Source organism: Saccharospirillum salsuginis (genome assembly GCF_014651855.1).
GTDB classification, from domain to species: Bacteria; Pseudomonadota; Gammaproteobacteria; order Pseudomonadales; family Natronospirillaceae; genus Saccharospirillum; species Saccharospirillum salsuginis.
Map to the genome: position 1 here is coordinate 452746 of NZ_BMXR01000003.1, position 17775 is coordinate 470520.

Annotated in this window: 8 protein-coding genes; 1 reads left to right on the forward strand and 7 read right to left on the reverse strand. The window is 58.6% G+C overall.

The genetic code is table 11. The annotated features are described in order from the left end of the window. Positions 1-4: 4 nt before the first annotated feature. The 7 genes from IE111_RS08230 to IE111_RS08255 form a co-directional block, all read right to left on the reverse strand. Positions 5-12118: a beta strand repeat-containing protein gene (locus IE111_RS08230; protein ID WP_189608066.1), complete on the reverse strand. Its 12114-nt coding sequence runs from the start codon at positions 12116-12118 to the stop codon at positions 5-7. 1358 nt (positions 12119-13476) lie between these two features. After that, positions 13477-14103: a phage tail protein gene (locus IE111_RS08235; RefSeq protein WP_189608067.1), complete on the reverse strand. Its 627-nt coding sequence runs from the start codon at positions 14101-14103 to the stop codon at positions 13477-13479. Positions 14104-14213: 110 nt separating this feature from the next. Next, positions 14214-14501: a DUF6916 family protein gene (locus IE111_RS24795; protein ID WP_373300872.1), complete on the reverse strand. Its 288-nt coding sequence runs from the start codon at positions 14499-14501 to the stop codon at positions 14214-14216. Positions 14502-14587: 86 nt separating this feature from the next. Further along, a complete protein-coding gene (locus IE111_RS08240; protein ID WP_189608068.1) occupies positions 14588-15082 on the reverse strand; it encodes a GNAT family N-acetyltransferase in 495 nt (164 codons plus the stop codon). A gap of 120 nt (positions 15083-15202) precedes the next feature. Further along, the gene (locus IE111_RS08245) at positions 15203-15859 is read right to left on the reverse strand and encodes a hypothetical protein (RefSeq protein ID WP_189608069.1); all 657 of its coding nucleotides are present in this window, start codon (positions 15857-15859) and stop codon (positions 15203-15205) included. 188 nt (positions 15860-16047) lie between these two features. Next, positions 16048-16482 carry an ABA4-like family protein gene (locus IE111_RS08250; RefSeq protein WP_189608070.1) on the reverse strand — a complete coding sequence of 145 codons (435 nt, stop codon included), beginning with the start codon at positions 16480-16482 and terminating at the stop codon, positions 16048-16050. 2 nt (positions 16483-16484) lie between these two features. Beyond that, positions 16485-16994 carry a DoxX family protein gene (locus IE111_RS08255; RefSeq protein ID WP_189608071.1) on the reverse strand — a complete coding sequence of 170 codons (510 nt, stop codon included), beginning with the start codon at positions 16992-16994 and terminating at the stop codon, positions 16485-16487. A gap of 133 nt (positions 16995-17127) precedes the next feature. On the opposite strand from IE111_RS08255, the gene IE111_RS08260 reads away from it, so the two are divergent. Then, positions 17128-17763, forward strand: a complete 636-nt coding sequence (locus IE111_RS08260) for a TetR-like C-terminal domain-containing protein (RefSeq protein ID WP_189608072.1) — start codon at positions 17128-17130, stop codon at positions 17761-17763. Positions 17764-17775: the final 12 nt, after the last annotated feature.

Genomic DNA, 17775 nt, shown 5'->3' on the forward strand with positions numbered 1-17775 from the left:
CAACTCAGTTCCTTTTGCCGTGACGGGTGGATACGACCAACAGCACCGTGAGCAGGCTCAACAACCAACCGACGGTGCCGCCCTTGGACTGGCCGCCGCTGTTGAAGCTGACGGTCGGGTCGGTCGGGGTTGTGGCTTTTGGGATGCCCACAGCACCCGGGTCGACCACGGCACCGTTGACCAGGCCGTCGGCGTCGTTCGGGCCGCCATCTTCGATGGTCAGTTGCACACAGTAGTAACCGTTTTGCAGTCCGGCCTCCCAGCTCTCGTCTCCCGGCGGTGGGCAGTAGCCCGGGTTGCCGGGAGCGGAGTGCAGTTCATTGTTGGCATCTTCCACGAACGTCCGCCAATCACCGTCCTGGAACTTGCGGTAGACCCCGCCTTCCGGCAGCGGGTTACTCTGCGGTACGACGATGCGCACGCTCTGGCCGAGGGTCGGCAAGTCGTGGATCTCAAAGTCGAAAATACCGCCGCTGTGGTCGAAGACCGTATCCGGACCGATGTCGGCCTGTTCCGCGATGTCGTCATCCGTCAGGCGGGCACCACCGGTGCTGCCGACCAGCGCGAACTGGCCAAGACGGCAGCGTACACCCGGATCGCACTCGACCAGATAAGAGTCGGTTTCGCTCGCGACCTCGGGCAGGACGTTGGTGGCGACGATGTTGTCCAGATAATCCGGAATGCCGTCGTCGTCGTTGTCGGCTGTGCCTTCGGTAGCGTCGTCGATGCCGTCGTTGTCGCTGTCGTCTCCGGTGTTCAGGGTCGGCAGCGCAGTCACCACGCGGAAGTGAAGCTTGGTCTGGTCGGTTGCGGATTCACTGTCCGTTACGGTGATGCCCACCTTGTAGCGACCGGCGCTGAGACCGCTTGGGTCGAAGACCAGGGTATTGTCAGCGGTGTCGCCATCGGTATCGACCAGTGCGGTGTCGCTGTCGCTCCAGTTGTAGCTGTGGCTCTCGTCCGGGTTCGGGTCGGTGACCGTGGCGGTGACTGTGACCGGGCCGCCATCGGTCGTGACCTGGATGGTGTTCTTGCCACCCTGGGTCAGGCTGAGGCGGGTATCCGGCGCAACATTGGTTTCAACAATGCGTAGGCGGTGGACCGTCTTGGCGCCCGCGTTGATGTCGTAGATGTCCGGATTGGCCGGATCGTAGCCGTCCTGCAGATCCTGGGCGTTGGTGGTGCGGTCGTCCAGTCGAACGATCAGGACTTCCTCGTTTTCTGGAATGGCATCGTCGGTCAATTGAACCTCAATGATCCGTTCGATTTCACCGCCATTGAAGGTAACGCGATCAGTGATTAGATCGTGGTCGTCCTCATCTGCTGTACTTTGGCTGTCGATCACAAATGGCACATCGAGTGGATAGGCTGGTGATTCGCCATTCAGAACCACTTTTATCCTCGCGGTGGCACCTTCGACACTAACCTGATCCTTACTCAGAGACACCAGCGGCCGGACATTGACGATCTGTGTCGCGGTACCGACGTTGCCTTTTGCGTCTGTCGCCTGCCAGGTAATTTCATTGCGACCCGGGGGCAGTAGTGCCTGGTTGTTGATCAGGTTTTGGGCGTTGGCGTTGCAACAGTTCTCGCCGTCGATGTTATCGGAGGCCAGCGCCGCGAGGGCGTTCTCCACCTGGGTGCCGGTCGCATCGGACGACAGTCCCAACAGTTGTTTCCTCGGTACGGGCGTGTAGAGCGCTACAGCGTCGATGGTCAACTCGTCCGGCGCGGTGACGACCGGGGCGACGGTATCGCGGTAGTCGGTCGGGTCGTTCGGATCGGTGCCGTCCAGGCCTTCCTGATAGTCGATCACACCGTCGCCGTCGGTATCGACGCTCGGCGCCACGGTCAGGGTGAAACTGCCAAGCGCCGTACTGTCGGTACCGTCGGACACGCTGATCTCGATGCTGTAGTCGCCTTCGTCGCCCGGCGCGGCCGTGCCGCTCAGTTCGCCGGTGGCGGTATCGAAGCTGGCCCAGCCCGGCAGGCTGGCGATGCTGAAGGTCAGCGTATCGCCGACATCGACGTCGCTGGCGGTCGGGACGAAGCTGTATGGGACGCCCACAACGCCTACTGTGTCCGGCGTACCGCTGATCACCGGCGCGTCGTTGGTGTTGGTCACCTCAATGTCGAAGGCCGTGAGGCTCGAACTGGCTGTTCCGTCACTGACACTGATCACAACGCCGTCGTAGCTGCCAACGTGATCGTTCGTCGGTGTGCCGGTCAGTGCGCCCGTGTTGGTATCGAAACTGGCCCAGTTCGGCATGTTGGTAATGCTGAACGTCAGGGTGTTGCCCGGGTCGACATCCGCCGCCGTCGGGGTGAAGCTGTAGTCGCTGTCTTCGGCGACGGTGGTGGCCGGTGTGCCGCTGATCGTCGGCGCATCGTTCACGTTGGTCACGGTCAGATCGAAGGCGGCCAGACTGGCGCTGGTGGTGCCGTCACCGACGCTGATGACAATGCCGCTGGTGGTGCCAAGGTCACTGTTGGTCGGCGTGCCGCTCAGTGTGCCGGTAGCGGTGTCGAAGCTGGCCCAACTTGGCTGGTTGGTAATGCTGAAGGTGAGGGTATCGCCCAGGTCCACATCGTCCGCGGTCGGCGTGAAGCTGTAAGCCACGTCTTCGGCGACTGTAGTGGCCGGAGTACCGCTGATGGTGGGCGCATCGTTGGTGTTGGTCACCGTGATGTCAAAGCTGGCCAGGTCCGTGCTCGCTGTGCCGTCGCTGACGCTGATGACAATGTCGCTATAGTCACCCACGTCGTCATTGGCCGGTGTGCCGGTCAGGGCGCCGGTGCTGGTGCTGAAGGTCGCCCAGCTTGGCTTGTTGGCGATGCTGAAGGTCAGGGAAGCATCCAGGTCCACATCGTTTGCGGTCGGGGTGAAGCTGTAGGCGCTGTCTTCATTGACACTGGTCGCCGGTGACCCGCTGATGGTCGGTGCATCGTTGGTGTTGGTGACGGTCAGGTTGAAGGTGGCCAGGTCGACGCTGACGGTGCCATCGCTGACGCTGATCAGGATGTTGCTGGTGGTGCCTACATCGCCATTGGCCGGGGTGCCGGTCAGCGCGCCGGTATTGGTGTTGAAGCTCGCCCAGCTGGGTTTGTTGGTGATGCTGAAGGTCAGCGTATCGCCTACGTCAACATCGGCGCTGGTCGGTGTGAAGCTGTAGGCGCTGTCTTCGGCGACCGTGGTGGACGGAGTGCCGCTGATGGTCGGCGCATCGTTGGTGTTGGTCACGGTGATGTCGAAGCTTGCCAGGTCCGTGCTCGCGGAGCCGTCGCTTACGCTGATGACGATGGTGCTGTCGGTGCCGACGTCATCGTTGGCCGGGGTGCCGGTCAAGGCGCCGGTGCTGGTGCTGAAGGTCGCCCAGGTCGGCTTGTTGGTGATGCTGAAGGTGAGCGGATCACTTTCCAGATCACTGGCCGTCGGGGTGAAGCTGTAGGCACTGTCTTCGGCTACGGTGGTGGCTGGGGTTCCGCTGATGCTCGGTGCATCGTTTACCGCGGTAAGGCCGATCGTGGTGGAGCCGGTGCCGCTGTCGGTGCCGTCTGAGAAGGACCAGTCGAGTTGCGCCGAGCTGGCCGGGTCCTCGGAGCTGTTGCTGTAGAGGAGCTGCTGCAGCACTGCATCGACATCCTCCGAGGTCGGTATCTCGCCGTTGGCATCGGTGAAGGTGATGGTCAGGGTGCCGGTGTTGTTCTCGAAGCTGGCGATGGTCAGGCTGTTCTTGACCAGATCGCCGCCGGAGAGACTGATGCCGTTGCCATCACTGAAGCCGAAGCTGTCGTTCGCGCTGGCACCACCGTTGCGGGCGATGGTCAGCGAGGCACCGCTGTAGTTGCCATTGCCACTGTTGGCTGCATCCAGTTCGGCATCGGCCACGACCCCAGTCGAATTAAACTGAATGGCACTGCCACCTTCTGTGAAGGCCGCGTCGGCGGTAGTGGTGATCTCACTCAGTAGATCAAAAGTGGACCGTGATATATCGGCGAAGTACATGTTGCCGTCGGCATAGACGCTGCTACTGATGTAAATCGTGTTTTCGTCAGTGCCGATAACCATAGCCACTGTATAGATGGAACCCTGCGTGATGGCGACCGGAGTATCCAGCGTGACAGTCTGGTAGCTGTAGTTGGAGGCATCGGTATAGGTCTGGGTGGTGGTGAAGGCTTTCGTCGCCACCGGAGCTGTGCTGGTGCCCGCGCCTTCATAGACGTTCAACGTAGCCGACGCACCTCCGGTCGTGAAGACGAAGCCGACCTCAGTAATGGTGCCATTGGCGGTTGCCGTGAAGGTCTGGCCGATGGTGCTGTCGCTGGCGGTACTGCTGCTGGCACCAGCAATGGTGAGGGTGGATTCGGACGAAGCGCCGAGATCCGACAGCACCGGGACGTCGTTCACCGCCACCGTGGTCACCGTGCTGGAGACACTCAGGCTGACGGTATCATCGCCGCCATTGGCGGTGCCGCCGCTGTCGGTGAGGCTGGTGAGGGTCACCACACGATTGGCATCGTTCGGTGCTTCGCTGTTGTTCACGTAGGTCAGTCCGTCCACCAGGGTTTGAGCGTTTGCCTCGGAGAGGGTGCCGCCGCTCAGTGTGACCGTGGCGACCGAGCCGCTGACGCTGACGTTGTAGCTCAGGCTGTTGTCGGTGGTGGTGCCGCTGGTGCCGTTCGTCAGTTCGATGTCGCTGCCGTCGATACCCAGCACTTCGTCACTGCCATTGGCGACGCTGCTGACTTCAATGACCAGGCCACTCAGCGTTTGTCCGCTTTCAATGGTGTCAATCGCCGCACTGCTGAACAAGGCGACCGCTGATCCGCCTTCGGTAAAGGTCGGGTTCTGGCCGGTAGCGGTGAGGGTCGGTTCGTCGTTAACAGCGGTCACGTTCAGGCTCACCGTTTGTGCGACGGAGGTATTCCCCAGGCTGTCGCTCAGGGTGAAGCTGAAGCTGTCGCTGGTGGTGTCGCCGCCGTTGTGGGCGTAGCTGAAAAGGTCGTTGTCGATATCGTCCTGGGTGAAGGTGTCGGACACCGCCAGGTCGGAGTCGTTGTTGCTCAGGGTACCGTTGGTCGGGACTGCGGTCAGCGTGAATGTGATGTTCGCCGCGCCGCTGTTGGAATCGTTGGCCGCCAGTTCGGTGTTGTTGATCACTTCCGTGCCGCCTTCCGTGAGAGAGACTCCGGTGTTGGTGCCGAGGCCCGGTGCGGTGGTGTCTACCGTGAAGGTGGTCAAACTCAGGGTGTTGCTGGCATTTCCGGCGGCGTCGGTGACGATCAGGGTGCAATCGCTGTAGGCGGCGTCGTTCATTGCGCTGCTGTTGTCGGTATCGGTTAGCGTGATGGTCTGGCTGCCACTGCCGACCGCACCTTCATCGCCGCTGCCACAGCTGCCGTCCACAGCCAGCGTGCCGGCCTCGGTGGTGGAGAATTGAATGGCCGGTGTGTTGTCGTTGGTCAGTGTGGTCACACTCACTTCGGTAAGCGATGGTGCGGTGGTATCCAGCGAGGTGGTGTCGGTCACCGCTGCCGCCTCGTTACCCGCCGAATCCGAAAGCGTTACGGACAGCGTCAGGGTGCCATCCGACAGACCGCTGACATCCACATTACTGATCTGATCGGTAGCCGTGGTCAGGGTGCCGGACCCGGTAACGTCGGTACCGCCACCGCTGCTGCTGATGCTGTAGGTATAGGAAGCACCCACCTCGGCGCTGCTGAAGGTGAAGCTGGTGCCTGCGGCTTCGCTGCTGTTGATGAGGGTGTCATCGAAAGCGACGCTTTGGCCGGTCGGTGCGGTGGCATCGAGCGTGGCCGTGTCAGTGACCGCTGTCGCCGCGTTACCGGCGGTATCCGTCAGCGTAGCGGAGAGCGTCAGGGTGCCATCGGACAACCCACTGATATCCACGTTACTGATCTGGTCACCGGCTGTGGCGATGGTGCCGGTACCGGTGACATCCGTACCGCCGCCACTGCTGCTGATGGTGTAACTGTAGCCCGCACCCACTTCCGCACCGCTGAAGGTGAAGCTGACGCTGGCGGCTTCACTGCCGTTAATGGTGCTGTCGTCGAAGGCGACGCTTTGACCATTCGGTGCGGCGGTATCGAGCGTGGCGGTGTCAGTGACCGCGGTTGCCGCGTTACCGGCGCCATCCGTTAGGGTGACGGACAGCGTCAGGGTGCCATCGCCAAGGCCGCTAATGTCCAGCCCGGTCAGTTGTTCGCCGACATCGTTGATCGTGCCGCTGCCGGTGACGTCCGTGCCGCCGCCGGAGCTGCTGATGGTGTAGTCGTAGGTGGTGCCTACTTCCGCACCGCTGAAGGTGAAGCTCTGGCTGCTCGCTTCGGCCGCATTGATGGTGGCGTCATCGAACGCCACGCTTTGCCCGCTGGGTGCCGTAGTATCAATGACGATCGCCTTGTTGGCGCCCAGTGAATTGGCGGTGCCCGGAGAGGCCAGGGTCAGAGTGGCGGCGTTGTTGGCGCCATCCATGATGGTGCCGCTGTTCAGGGCCAGCGCCGTGGTGCTGGTGTAATCCAGATCGGCACTGGTGTCGCCCGCCTGCACGGTGTAGGTGAAGGTCAGCGCGCTGCTGCCGGAGCCCGAGGCGTAATCCACCACTTGGTCGGTGTCGCCGGTTTCCAGTGTCAATTGCGGAGTACCGGTGACGGTAACGGCTTCACTGAAGTTGACCTGGATGCTGATGCTGTCGCCTGCGTTGTAGCTGCCGTTGGCGGTGGAGGAGGTAACCCCCGTCACGGTCGGCACGACGCCATCTACCACCAAGGCTTTGTTGTCACCCAAGGAGTTGGCGGCGCCCGGTGAAGCCAGGGTCAGCGTCGCGGCGTTGCTGGCGGCATCGGCGATGGTGCCGCCGTTCAGTGCCAGGGCTGTGGTATTCAGGTAATCCAGATCGGTATTGGTGTCGCCTGCTTGCACGGTGTAGGTGAAGGTCAGGCTGGTGGTGCCGGAGCCTGAGGCGTAATCCACCACCTGATCGGTGTCGCCGGTTTCCAGCGTCAGTTGCGGTGTGCCGGTGACGGTGACCGCTTCGCTGAAGTTGACCTGGATGCTGATGGCATCGCCTGCTTTGTAACTGCCGTCTGTGGTCGATGAAGTGACAGCCGTTACTGTGGGTTCGACGCCATCCACGACCAGGGATTTATTGGCGCCCAGTGAATTGGCCGCGCCCGCTGAGGCCAGAGTCAGCGTCGCATCGTTACCGGCGGCATCGGCGATGGTACCGCCATTCAGGGCCAGAGCTGTGGTGCCTGTGTAATCCAGATCGGCACTGGAGTCGCCCGCCTGCACGGTGTAGGTGAAGGACAGGGTGCTGGTACCGGAACCCGAGTCGTAATCCACCACCTGATCAGTATCACCGGTTTCCAGCGTCAGTTGTGGCGTGCCGGTGACGGTGACCGCTTCACTGACATTGACCTGAATACTGATGCTGTCACCCACCTTGTAGCTGCCGTCTGCCGTGGACGAGTTCACACCACTGATCGTCGGAGTGGTGGTGTCGATCATCAGGGCTTTGTTGGCGCCCAGTGAATTGGCAGCGCCAGGCGACGCCAGGGTCAGGGTGGCGGCGTTACCGGCGGCGTCGGCAATGGTGCCGCCGTTCAGCGCCAGGGCGGTGGTATTGAGGTAATCCAAGTCGGCACTGGTGTCACCCACCTGAACGGTGTAGGTGAATGTCAGGCTGCTGGTGCCGGAGCCCGAGGTGTAATCCACTACTTGATCGGTGCCGCCGGTTTCCAGCGTCAGTTGCGGTGTGCCGGTGACGGTGACCGCTTCGCTGAAGTTGACCTGAATGCTGACGGCATCGCCCGCTTTGTAATTGCCGTTAGCCGAGGAGGAGGTGACTTCTGTCACGGTCGGCAATACACCATCCACCACCAGGGCTTTGTTGTCGCCCAGTGAGTTGGCGGCCCCCGGTGTGGCCAGCATCAGAGTGGCGGCGTTGCCGGCATCGTCGTTGATCGTTCCGCCGTTCAAGGCCAGGGCCGAGGTGCCGGTGTAGTCGAGATCGGCGCTGGCATCTCCCTCCTGAACGGTATAGGTGAAGGTTAGGGTATCGGTGCCGGAACCTGAGGCGTAGTCCACCACCCGGTCGGTGCTGCCGGTTTCCAGCGTCAGCTGTGGGGTGCCGGTGACGGTCATGACTTCATTGAAAGTCACCTGAATGGAAATCGCATCGCCTACCTTGTACGTGCCGTTTGCGGTGGACGAGGTGACGCCATTGATCGAGGGCTGAGTGTTATCCACCGAGGCATTGGTGGAATCGGTCGTGGTGGTGGTCAGGCTGTTGGCATCAGTTACCGCGACCGAGACGTTCAGGTTGGTGCCGTCGATGGCGCCTGAAACAAGGGTGTAGGTGGCCGTCCAGGTGTCGCTGCTGTTACTGGCCACGACCGCCGCACCGCCGCCAAAGTCGGTGAAGTCGACCGTTACACCGGAAATGTCGCCGTTATTGTCGCCGGTGGCGGAAGTGTCGTCCCAAGTCGCAGTCACGGTATCGCCAATTTTGTACGTACCACCGGTGCCGGTCGCACCCGAGATCGAAATATTGCCATCGGTGACATCCGGGCCTGCGGTGCTCAGCACAACATCGTTGCCGGTGCTGCCCACATAGCTGACTGCCAGCGGTATGCTGTTCAGTGTGGTGGAGTCGTCCCCTTCGGCCAGGCCATTGAAGGTGCTGCTGACGGCGTCGCTGCTGTCGTTGTTTATGATGGTGTAGCTTTCGCCACCGGTACCGGTGTAGCTGCCGATCACGTTGAGTGTGCCACCCAGGGTCACGGTGCCGGTCACATCGTATTGGTCGTATGTCGTACCAGCCGTGGTGCCGTTGACGCGAGCAACCAGGGTGCCACCGGAATCCAGTGTCAGGCCGCCCGCCAATGTCAGCGTGCCGGGTGAGGCGCCGGTCTGCAGGGTACCGCCGGAGGCCACCGTGACCAGTCCGGAGACGGTGTCGGTGCTTTCGAGCGTTGCTGTGTTGCCAACGCTAACGGGTCCGGAGACCGAACCGGTGACGACGGTCTTGCCTGCGGAGAGCGTGAGCGTGCCGGTATTGGTATTCGTGGCGGAGATCGTCAAGGTACCCGCGCCCGCTTTGGTCAGGCTGCCGGTGCCGCTGATCACACCAGAGAGGGTTGCGGCGTTGGCATTGGTGGCCGTACCGTTGCCGGCCCCAATGCTGATGGCGTTGTCGATCGTGCCCGTGCCGGTCACCGTGAGGCCGCCGCCGTTGAGCGTGATGGTGCCCGAGCCGATGTTGGTGTCATCGGTGATGCTCACATCCCCGGCCGTGATGTTGGTCGTACCCGAGTGTGTTTGAGTGCCCGATAACGTAAGGGTGCCCGCACCGTTTTTGGTCAGACCGCCTGAACCGCTGATTACGCCAGACCAGGTGACGTTGTTGGCGTTGCTGAGGTTGCCGCTGGAAGCGACCAGTTCGTTAGTGATGGTCACATCGGAGCCGGTCACCGTCAGGGTGCCGCCATTCAGAGTGACGGTGCCGCTGCCCAGGTTGGAACCGTCCGTAATGGAGACGTTACCGGTGGAGATGGTGAAGTTACCGCTATAGGTATTGGTGCCGCTCAGAACCAAAGCTGCGGTGGTGATCTTTTCCAGATCGCCACTGCCGGAAATCACCCCTGTGACATAGAGCGTATAGTTTCCGCCCCCGCCATAGATATGGAAGGTGCCTCCGGCCGCGCCGACGACAAAGTTGTTATCCACCGTATCCGACTGACCGCTGGAACCACTGGCCAGGAAGGAACCACCGTTCAGGGTAATGGTGCCGGACGGCAGGAAGTCGTCATCACTGATATAGAATTTGCCTTCCGTAATGGTGATGCCACCACTGGAACCGGCTTCGTTATTGCTGTTGGTAAGATTCATCTGCCCGGCACCGGCCTTGCTCAGGTTGGCGGCCCCGGAGAACAATCCCGACAAGGTCAAATCGTCTGCGTTGCTGATGGTACTGTCGGCGGCCAGGTTGACGGTGTTGTCGATGGTGCCGGACGAGGTGACGACCAAGGTGCCGCCATTCATCACCAACTGACCGCTGCCGAGATTGCTGTCGCCCGCCACGCTGACGGTGCCTCCGGTCAAGGTGGTGGTGCCGCTGTAAGTATGGCTCCCCGATAGGGTTACCGTGCCGTCGCCGGTTTTGGTGAGGGAGCCGGTTCCGGCGAATACGGTGTTTATGCTGGCGGTATCACTGTTGCCGTTGGTCAACGTCAGGGTTACGCCACCGCCTAGAGTCAAGGTGCCGCCCGAGAGGGTAGCGCCACTGGCTGAATCCATATCCAGCGTCAGATTTTCGGCCAGACTGGTAACGGACGTAGCCGATACCGTTTGCGCGGCCAGGCTGCTGCCCATAATCAGAGTCTGAGAGCCGGTGCCGTCGGCGGCCGCGATGGCGATGGCGATGGCCTCGCTGAAACTGGTGCCGTCGGTCGGGTCGATGGTGGCGGTGTCGGTGGTGTCGGTGATGTAAATGCTGTCGGTAGTGACGGTGACATCGGCTGTATCGGTCTTCGAGCCGTCGCTCAGCGTGAACCGGACCGTGGCGTCGCCTGCCGGGGTGTCGTTGCGGTAAGTGATGCGCTGCATGAGATCGGAGACCAGGGCGGTGGTCGCCGCAGTGCCCGAGCTGGTGAAGCTGATAGTCAGCACGCCATTGGTGTTGGTGAACGTGGCGAAGACCTGGCCTCCGTCTTCGAGATTACTGCCGTTGACAGAGAACAGAGCACCGCTGGTATCGAACCCGAATAGTTCGCTCGTTACAGCGCCACCTTCACGCTGCACGGTGAGGGAGCCGCCGGAGTAATCGCCATTGGCGCCATTCAATGCATCCAACTCGGTGTCGCTTGCGGTGGCGTCACCGCCGGAATCCAGAGTAACGGTATTGCCAATACCCGCCCAGGCAACCGAGTCACTGTCCAGGTTGGTGATTACCGGCGCATTGTTGACCAGCGAGGTAATGGTGCTGCTGTTGGCCGCCATCAAACCGCCGGAGGAGGCCCTCAACGCGATGCTATCACTGGCACCGGAGTTGGTGTACTGCAATGCCAGGCTGGAAAAGGTGGCGGCGCCGGAACTGGGTGTGAGGGTGACGGTGGTGTCGTCCCCATCGGCATCGCCGGTGCCGGTCATACTGTTTACCGTTCCGTCGACAATGCCGTCGTTCGGGTCCGTCGCCAAAAGCACAATGTTGGTGCTGTAGCCGGTGTCCAGGGTATTGTTGGCATCCAGGGCTTGAACCACCGGGTCGGTGGTGAAATCAGTCGAGACGCCGCTGTCGATCGTGGTTGGAACGGGCTGGGTGTTAAACACCAGTTTGGTCGCCACAACGTCGGATGTGACCGAATTGGAATCTTCCGTAGGGAGGTTGGTGCCTGCGCCGTCTTCGTCATTGGCGGTGAGGGTAAAACTTTCCTGATCCGCCGTTGCGGTGTAAGCCACATCGGTAAATGTGGCAACCCCGGAGACGGCCTCGATATCCACATCGCCCGATAAACTTCCTGCGCTGGCTTCACTGAGTGTGATGGTTTCTGTGAAGTCCACATCAGTATTGCCATCATCATCTTGAGCTGTCACCACCGGTTGGGTGCCGAGCGCCGAACCCGAGGTGGAACTGGCCGGTTGTGTGGTAAACGCCAGCGTCGTCGCCGTAACTTCAACGGTACTGCCACTGCCGTTGGTGACAGCGGAGGTCGAGCCCATACTCGTACCGGAACCACCGGTAGTGACATCGGTATCGCCATCAACCGACAGAATAAACGTCTGGCCTTCGATGAGCCCGGTGTTGTCGTTGTAATAGGCGTTTACCGTGTAGGTTTCATTGCCGCTATCGGCGATGGAAAGCGTGAGGCCAGAGAAAGTGATGGTCCCGGCGTTGTAGGTGCCGATGACATTTGAGGCATCGGGGCCATTTAACCGCCAAGTGATCTGATCATGAATTGTATTGTTGGTCGTTCCGGAGACATTCAATACGATCTGGCTGATACTCATTGGCAGGCCGTCGCCGCCACCGCCGTCAGACAGAGTGAAATCGAAGACATCGACGGCTTCGCCAACGGTGTCGACCGTGGTAGGCATCGCCACCGGTTCGGTGACGGTACCTGAGGCTGTGAGATTGCCATTTGAGTCCGTCGGGACCGTGATATTAACGAGTGTGATGTCATCGACTTGAAAGTAGGTGCCACCGGAGGGGGCCGACAATGTAAAGGATCCTATGTCCTGAAAGAAAGCGGCGTTTACATTGCCTGAAATATCGATATGGGTGAAGTTGCCAGATCCATCTGTGGGGATCGTCAGGGAAATACTGCCTTTGGATGATGATAGAGTGTAACCCGTACTACCGGACTGGTTGGAAATGTAAAAGCCGGTGGCATCAAATCGGTAACCTGATCCCATGGTAAAATCCACCTGGGTTTCAGGGTTGTCCCACCCGAAATACAGGGATTCAATACCACCGTTCTCCCACCCACTTTTTTCGGAACCCCTGAATACCATATCGGCTGTAGGCTCAATGGTCAGTGACGGAATTAGGCTATTGTGGTTGACTGTTAATGAGGGAGTGCTCCAGCCTGAGTAGTTCGCCGAACCGGTTTCAAAATCGAACAGCACCGCCAGGGCGGGTAAGGATAGAATGATACCAGCGACGAAAGCGCCGGTATGTTTTATCACGTGTTTGGACACTATCATGATCCGAATCCCAAGCGACTGTTTAGCCGCACTGATTATGTTCCTTGTCCCGTCTTACAGCGAGACAGACCAACCCAACGGTTTATCATTGCTTTGATTTCAACAAAGAAGGTGACGGTACCAAGGTATACACCGTCGCAACGTGTTTTGGGTATGATATATGTTTAAAAGTCACTGCGGTTGATCCGAGGAAAGGCTGATTGCATCGTGACTCGAATGACGGTCACTCAACCCAATCCGGTTTGTAACCCGCCTGAGTCCCGAGCAGTTCAAGTTTGAGGGGCAAAGGGCGATTTTTTCCATCGTTAACGAAATACTCCTTAGAGCATGGAAACCTAGCCGGTGGGTGAACAGGTTAGCCCAGAGGCACTTCTGAAGCGTGGTTTATTGGGCCGTGATAACAAAACGTATCTCCGATCAGAAAACGCCTATAATATTGGCTCATATTGAAGTTCCTTCCGTCAAAAAACCGTTCATATCAATACGAATTATTACTTTAGGATTCGTGAGGCCCTGATGGCGATCGATGTTGTGCCCGTCAAGAACAACTCGGTACTATGGCCTGGCATTCCATGCAAGGTCGAACCCCAGGAGACTCGCTTCATTCCCTTTACACGCTGCATCAGCCCACAGGAACCCTTGCGGCGATCGGGTTGTCGAGCTGATGAAGAATACTGACAACCCGAATCAGATATTTCGGTGCTCCTGATCGAGATCAATCGATGTTGACTGGAAGGCGAGTATGCGTCTTAGTTTCTTTGCGGATAAAGACCTTGCAACGCAATGCAAAAATTCAGTGCAGTAAACGGGTTTCGGATGTCGAATGCCTGATTCCCGCCATTGTTGGCTACCGTTACCGTGCCTCCGCCACCACCGCCTCCGGATACACCTCCCAGATCTACAAGCGACGCCGGGCTGGGATCCGATTTGAATATCTGTTCACGGGTATCAGGACCGGGCAGCTCGGAGGGTTGAGCCAGGTAGTCACCTTGGGATGGCTCTGATTGAGCTCCGTCTTCCCGGGTGACCTGTACCTTACAGTCGCTGCCTTCGCTTGATGGTGTGAAATCGGCCGAGTGATTGTGGGTGGGCATTTCGTTGATGTGCATCAAGTGTTGCTGAGACCCACCCATTTGCCCGATCTGATAAGGCGTCAGTCCAAGAGGATTGCCCATGTTGAACCCTACAGGAGCCCTGGAGGTCAGGTTGGGTAACCCAAAAGTAATTCGGCTGTCTCCACCGTAGGTCCCTCCGAGCAGTGAAAACAGAGCCTGATTGTCACTGATTTGCATCAGGTTGCCACTGCAAAATGCCCAATCTCTTGGTGCGAAGTGAAATCCGAAAGCTTGTATCTGGCCGATAAATGGTTCAGACATAGTTAGCCCTTCCCTCTGTTAGGTTAGTTGTATTGTTTGATTGTCGATCTATGTGACCGACGGTGGGTTTACGAGAGTAATAGACCACCGAACGAGTAGCGGTCGGTAGTCTATTTCCTTTCTCGTGTGATCATGGATTGATAACGCCCCGAATCGCGTGGTACGACGAATAGCATATGCGTACCGAGATGTCGGTGATGTATAGTGTAGTAACCTTGTGGAATGGTGAGGGTTGTATTGGACCGGAAACGGATTGAGATGGAATCCCAGGTGGCATCATTCGGGAGGCCGGGCTCAACGGCTTCCAACATCAGGGATGCCCTGTGGTTTTGGGAATCCGTTATATCAACCGATTCTCCCTGTATCGATTTCAAGCGATCAAAGTCCAGCTCAGACATTCGATGACTCCTTTTAGTCGGTTCAAGTGGCTGTTTCCTCAGCCAGAAGCGAGTGATTTCAGCAATGGAATGCACGCTTCAATGCGTTAACAGGGTATCGGGTACCACATCATGAAATCATGTGTAGCGGTCCGTTCAACCGGCCGAAACCCCAGAGTCTGATAAAGCGATTTGGCCGTTGGGTTTTGGTGCTCGACAGAGAGCCCAACCGGTAACATCTGCTTTTGAGCCACGTGCTGGATGGCTTGAATAACCGATGTGCCGTAGCCTTTATTTCGAACTTCTTGTATGAGTGCGATATCCAGGAGGTGAGCGATGTTGTTGCCAAAATCCAACACGATCCTGCCGATGGGGGTACCGGTTTTCAATATGATCATCGAAACGGCATTCGGTGCCTGATTGCCGTATCCCTGGGTTTGCAACTCAAGTTGGTGATCGATGACTTGATGAATGTAGTCACTCTCCTGTTCGGCCAGGTAAAAGTGGGAGCGTACCTGGTGAAACAGAGAGCTGATAAAAGGCCTGTCCGAAGCCGTTTCCATCCGAAGACCAAGTCCATCCGGAAGATCAATAGCTTTCATTCCCTACTTTCCTGTCCTGTCGAAATGCTCTGTTAACCGTGAGCCTAGAACAAGATGGTCGGGTGTCTAGTAAAAATGTTGAGAAAAGTGCATTTGTGTCCGCTACCCGTCGTTAGGCCGTTATACAAAGGGTAAGAATGACGATCCGGCCAGAGCGGATAGGTAGGTAACCACCCAGGCCGCAATAAAGGTCAGTAACGTAAAGCCCAGCCAGAGCCCTGCTTTGTTCGTGGATATTCTGATGAGTAACCAGGTGGTGGTCGGAATAATGTGCATGGCGTGTGTGCCGAGAAAGTGAGCTACTCTGAGGTCTCCACTATTGGTTGCCCAACCGAATAACCAGATACCGTCAGCTTCTGATCGGGGTAAACCAATGATCGGGCTTTGGTATGTGCTGATGGTAAAACCGGCAATGATCGTCAGCACCGCTGTCAGCAATAGCCCCCAGGCAATGGACCAATGAAGCACAATTGGCAAACGGGGTTTTCGGTGTCCAGCGATTTCCACGGCCTGCCATCCGACCATAAGCGCTAACATCACAGCACCCAATCCCATCAGGGAATACAGGAAGCTGTGCAGTGCATCGCTTTCATTAAAGTGCGAGGCCTGAGCCAATGCACCTTGCAGGGTGATGTACAACACCTCGAACAGGGCCGCAGTGACTAACATTCCGCTGAGCCAGCGACGCCGACGACTCACTTGGAATTCGGGGCGGGTATAAGCCATGAACCAGGCAACGGTGAGCAGATACAGTCCGACCGACAGCTGGAATTTCATGGGTTTGACCCAGACTCCTGCGCCTTCGAACAACCTCGGGTCGAACAGGGAAGCGAGGTAACAGGGAACCAGTAACAGGAGCAGAAACACTCCGGTTCGGGTCAGCCAGGGATCGCGTCGGTCGAGTAGATGAATGAGTCGCCGGGGGGTGCTGGCATCCCATAGAGTGTGTTGTCTCGCGGCGGTGTTCATGCGGTGACCTCGAAAGAGCGGTTGCACAAGCGCCATATGGATTCAATGGCCAGGTACAGCACCAGGCCGATCGGTCCAAACAGGAAGGTCAGCGGCAGACACGGTATGGTCCAGACATGGTGGAGACCTACCCGCATCGCCCGTTCAACGATCCAGGCGCCGATGAAGAGGTCGAAGGCCAGGTAGTGCAGCCAGCCCGCCAAGAGCAGTCCGTCGTGGCCGAACAGGGCGCGCACCGATGACAGCGAGTCGAACCCGCCCTGACGCTCACTCCAGAACATCGCGATCATTACCAGATAGGCCATGCCCAGCAATACGGGTACGGTGAACTGAACCCAGCGACTGACACCGGGCCATTTGAACGGCGCGAACACCAGCGTTACCCAGGCGGGCAGTACCATCAGATTGGCCAGAGAGAATAGAGTGTCCATGTTTAACCTCCTTGAAGGCCGGCCCGTTGATGGGATCGGTCTGGTGAGTCGCTGACGAAAACGCCATAGGCCAAACCGATCAGCATCAATTGCAGCGGTGCCCGAATCCAGAGATAGACCGGTCCCCACTGGTGACCACCCAGCCCGGTCGCGTTGACGGCCGCGTAGAGGTTGGCCGGGAAAAACAGCACCAGGACCACAATGGCGACACCGGCGGCTCGTCGTTGCCAGGCCGGCAAGAACAGAGCCAGGCCAATAGCCAGCTCAAGCACACCGGTGAGGTAGACCAGAGCAAAGCGCTCCGGCACCCAGGGTGGCAGCATCGCCACCATGCCCTCCGTCTGAACGAAATGCCCGAGGCTGAAAAACAAGAACGAGCCGCCAAGCCCCCATGCGGCATTACGGGACCAGTCTGGCGTTGTATGGCCGGCCGCGCCACGCCCTCTGGTCATGGCATAGGCGGTGACTAATGGCGTTATAAGGATCAGCAGGATGATGATGGGGGTAATCATGTGGGCTCCTAACTTTACGGTGACAAGATAAAGCTATGCAATGATCTATCTGGTGTCAAGATTTAATTTGTCAGTGTAAAGATGTAGGTGCTTGTGTCAGACTGGTTGCATAAGACCAACCACCGGAGGGGGAATGACTGCCGAGAGCACCACGGGAAAGCGTCGCTACCATCATGGCGACCTGAAAGCCGCCCTGCTGGAGGCTGCCGAGGCGGTTCTGGCCGAGAAGGGGCTGGAAGGCTTTACGTTGCGTGAATGCGCCCGTCGGGCGGGTGTATCGCACGCCGCGCCTAAACATCATTTTCGCGATGTCGGGCATCTGTTGACGGTACTGGCCACGCTGGCTTTCCAGCGCCTGAACGCGGCGATGGGGCATCGCAAGTCAATGATCGAAAGTCAGGATGCCAGAGCGGTACTTCAAGCCATTGGCGAAGGCTACATCGCCTTCGCGGCGGACAATCCTCACCTGTTCAACCTGATGTTCAACTGCGCCCTGTTGGATAATCAGGATCCGGAATTAACGGCCGAGAGCGAGGCGGCGTTTAAGGAACTGGCCCGGTCTGTGGCGGCGGTCCGTGATGTTGACGATGCCATGACTGATGAGGCCGGTCGACTGGATGTGGTGTTGATGTGGTCCGTTGTTCACGGGTTTTCCCAACTGTTTATTTTCGGGCAGTTTGAGATCGGGCGCGGGGAAGATGAGAGTCGAGAGGCGTGGTTGCAGCGGTTGAGTCGTCAGTTGATGGCACGGTTGCTGGCGTTGTATTGACGAGGGGGGGGG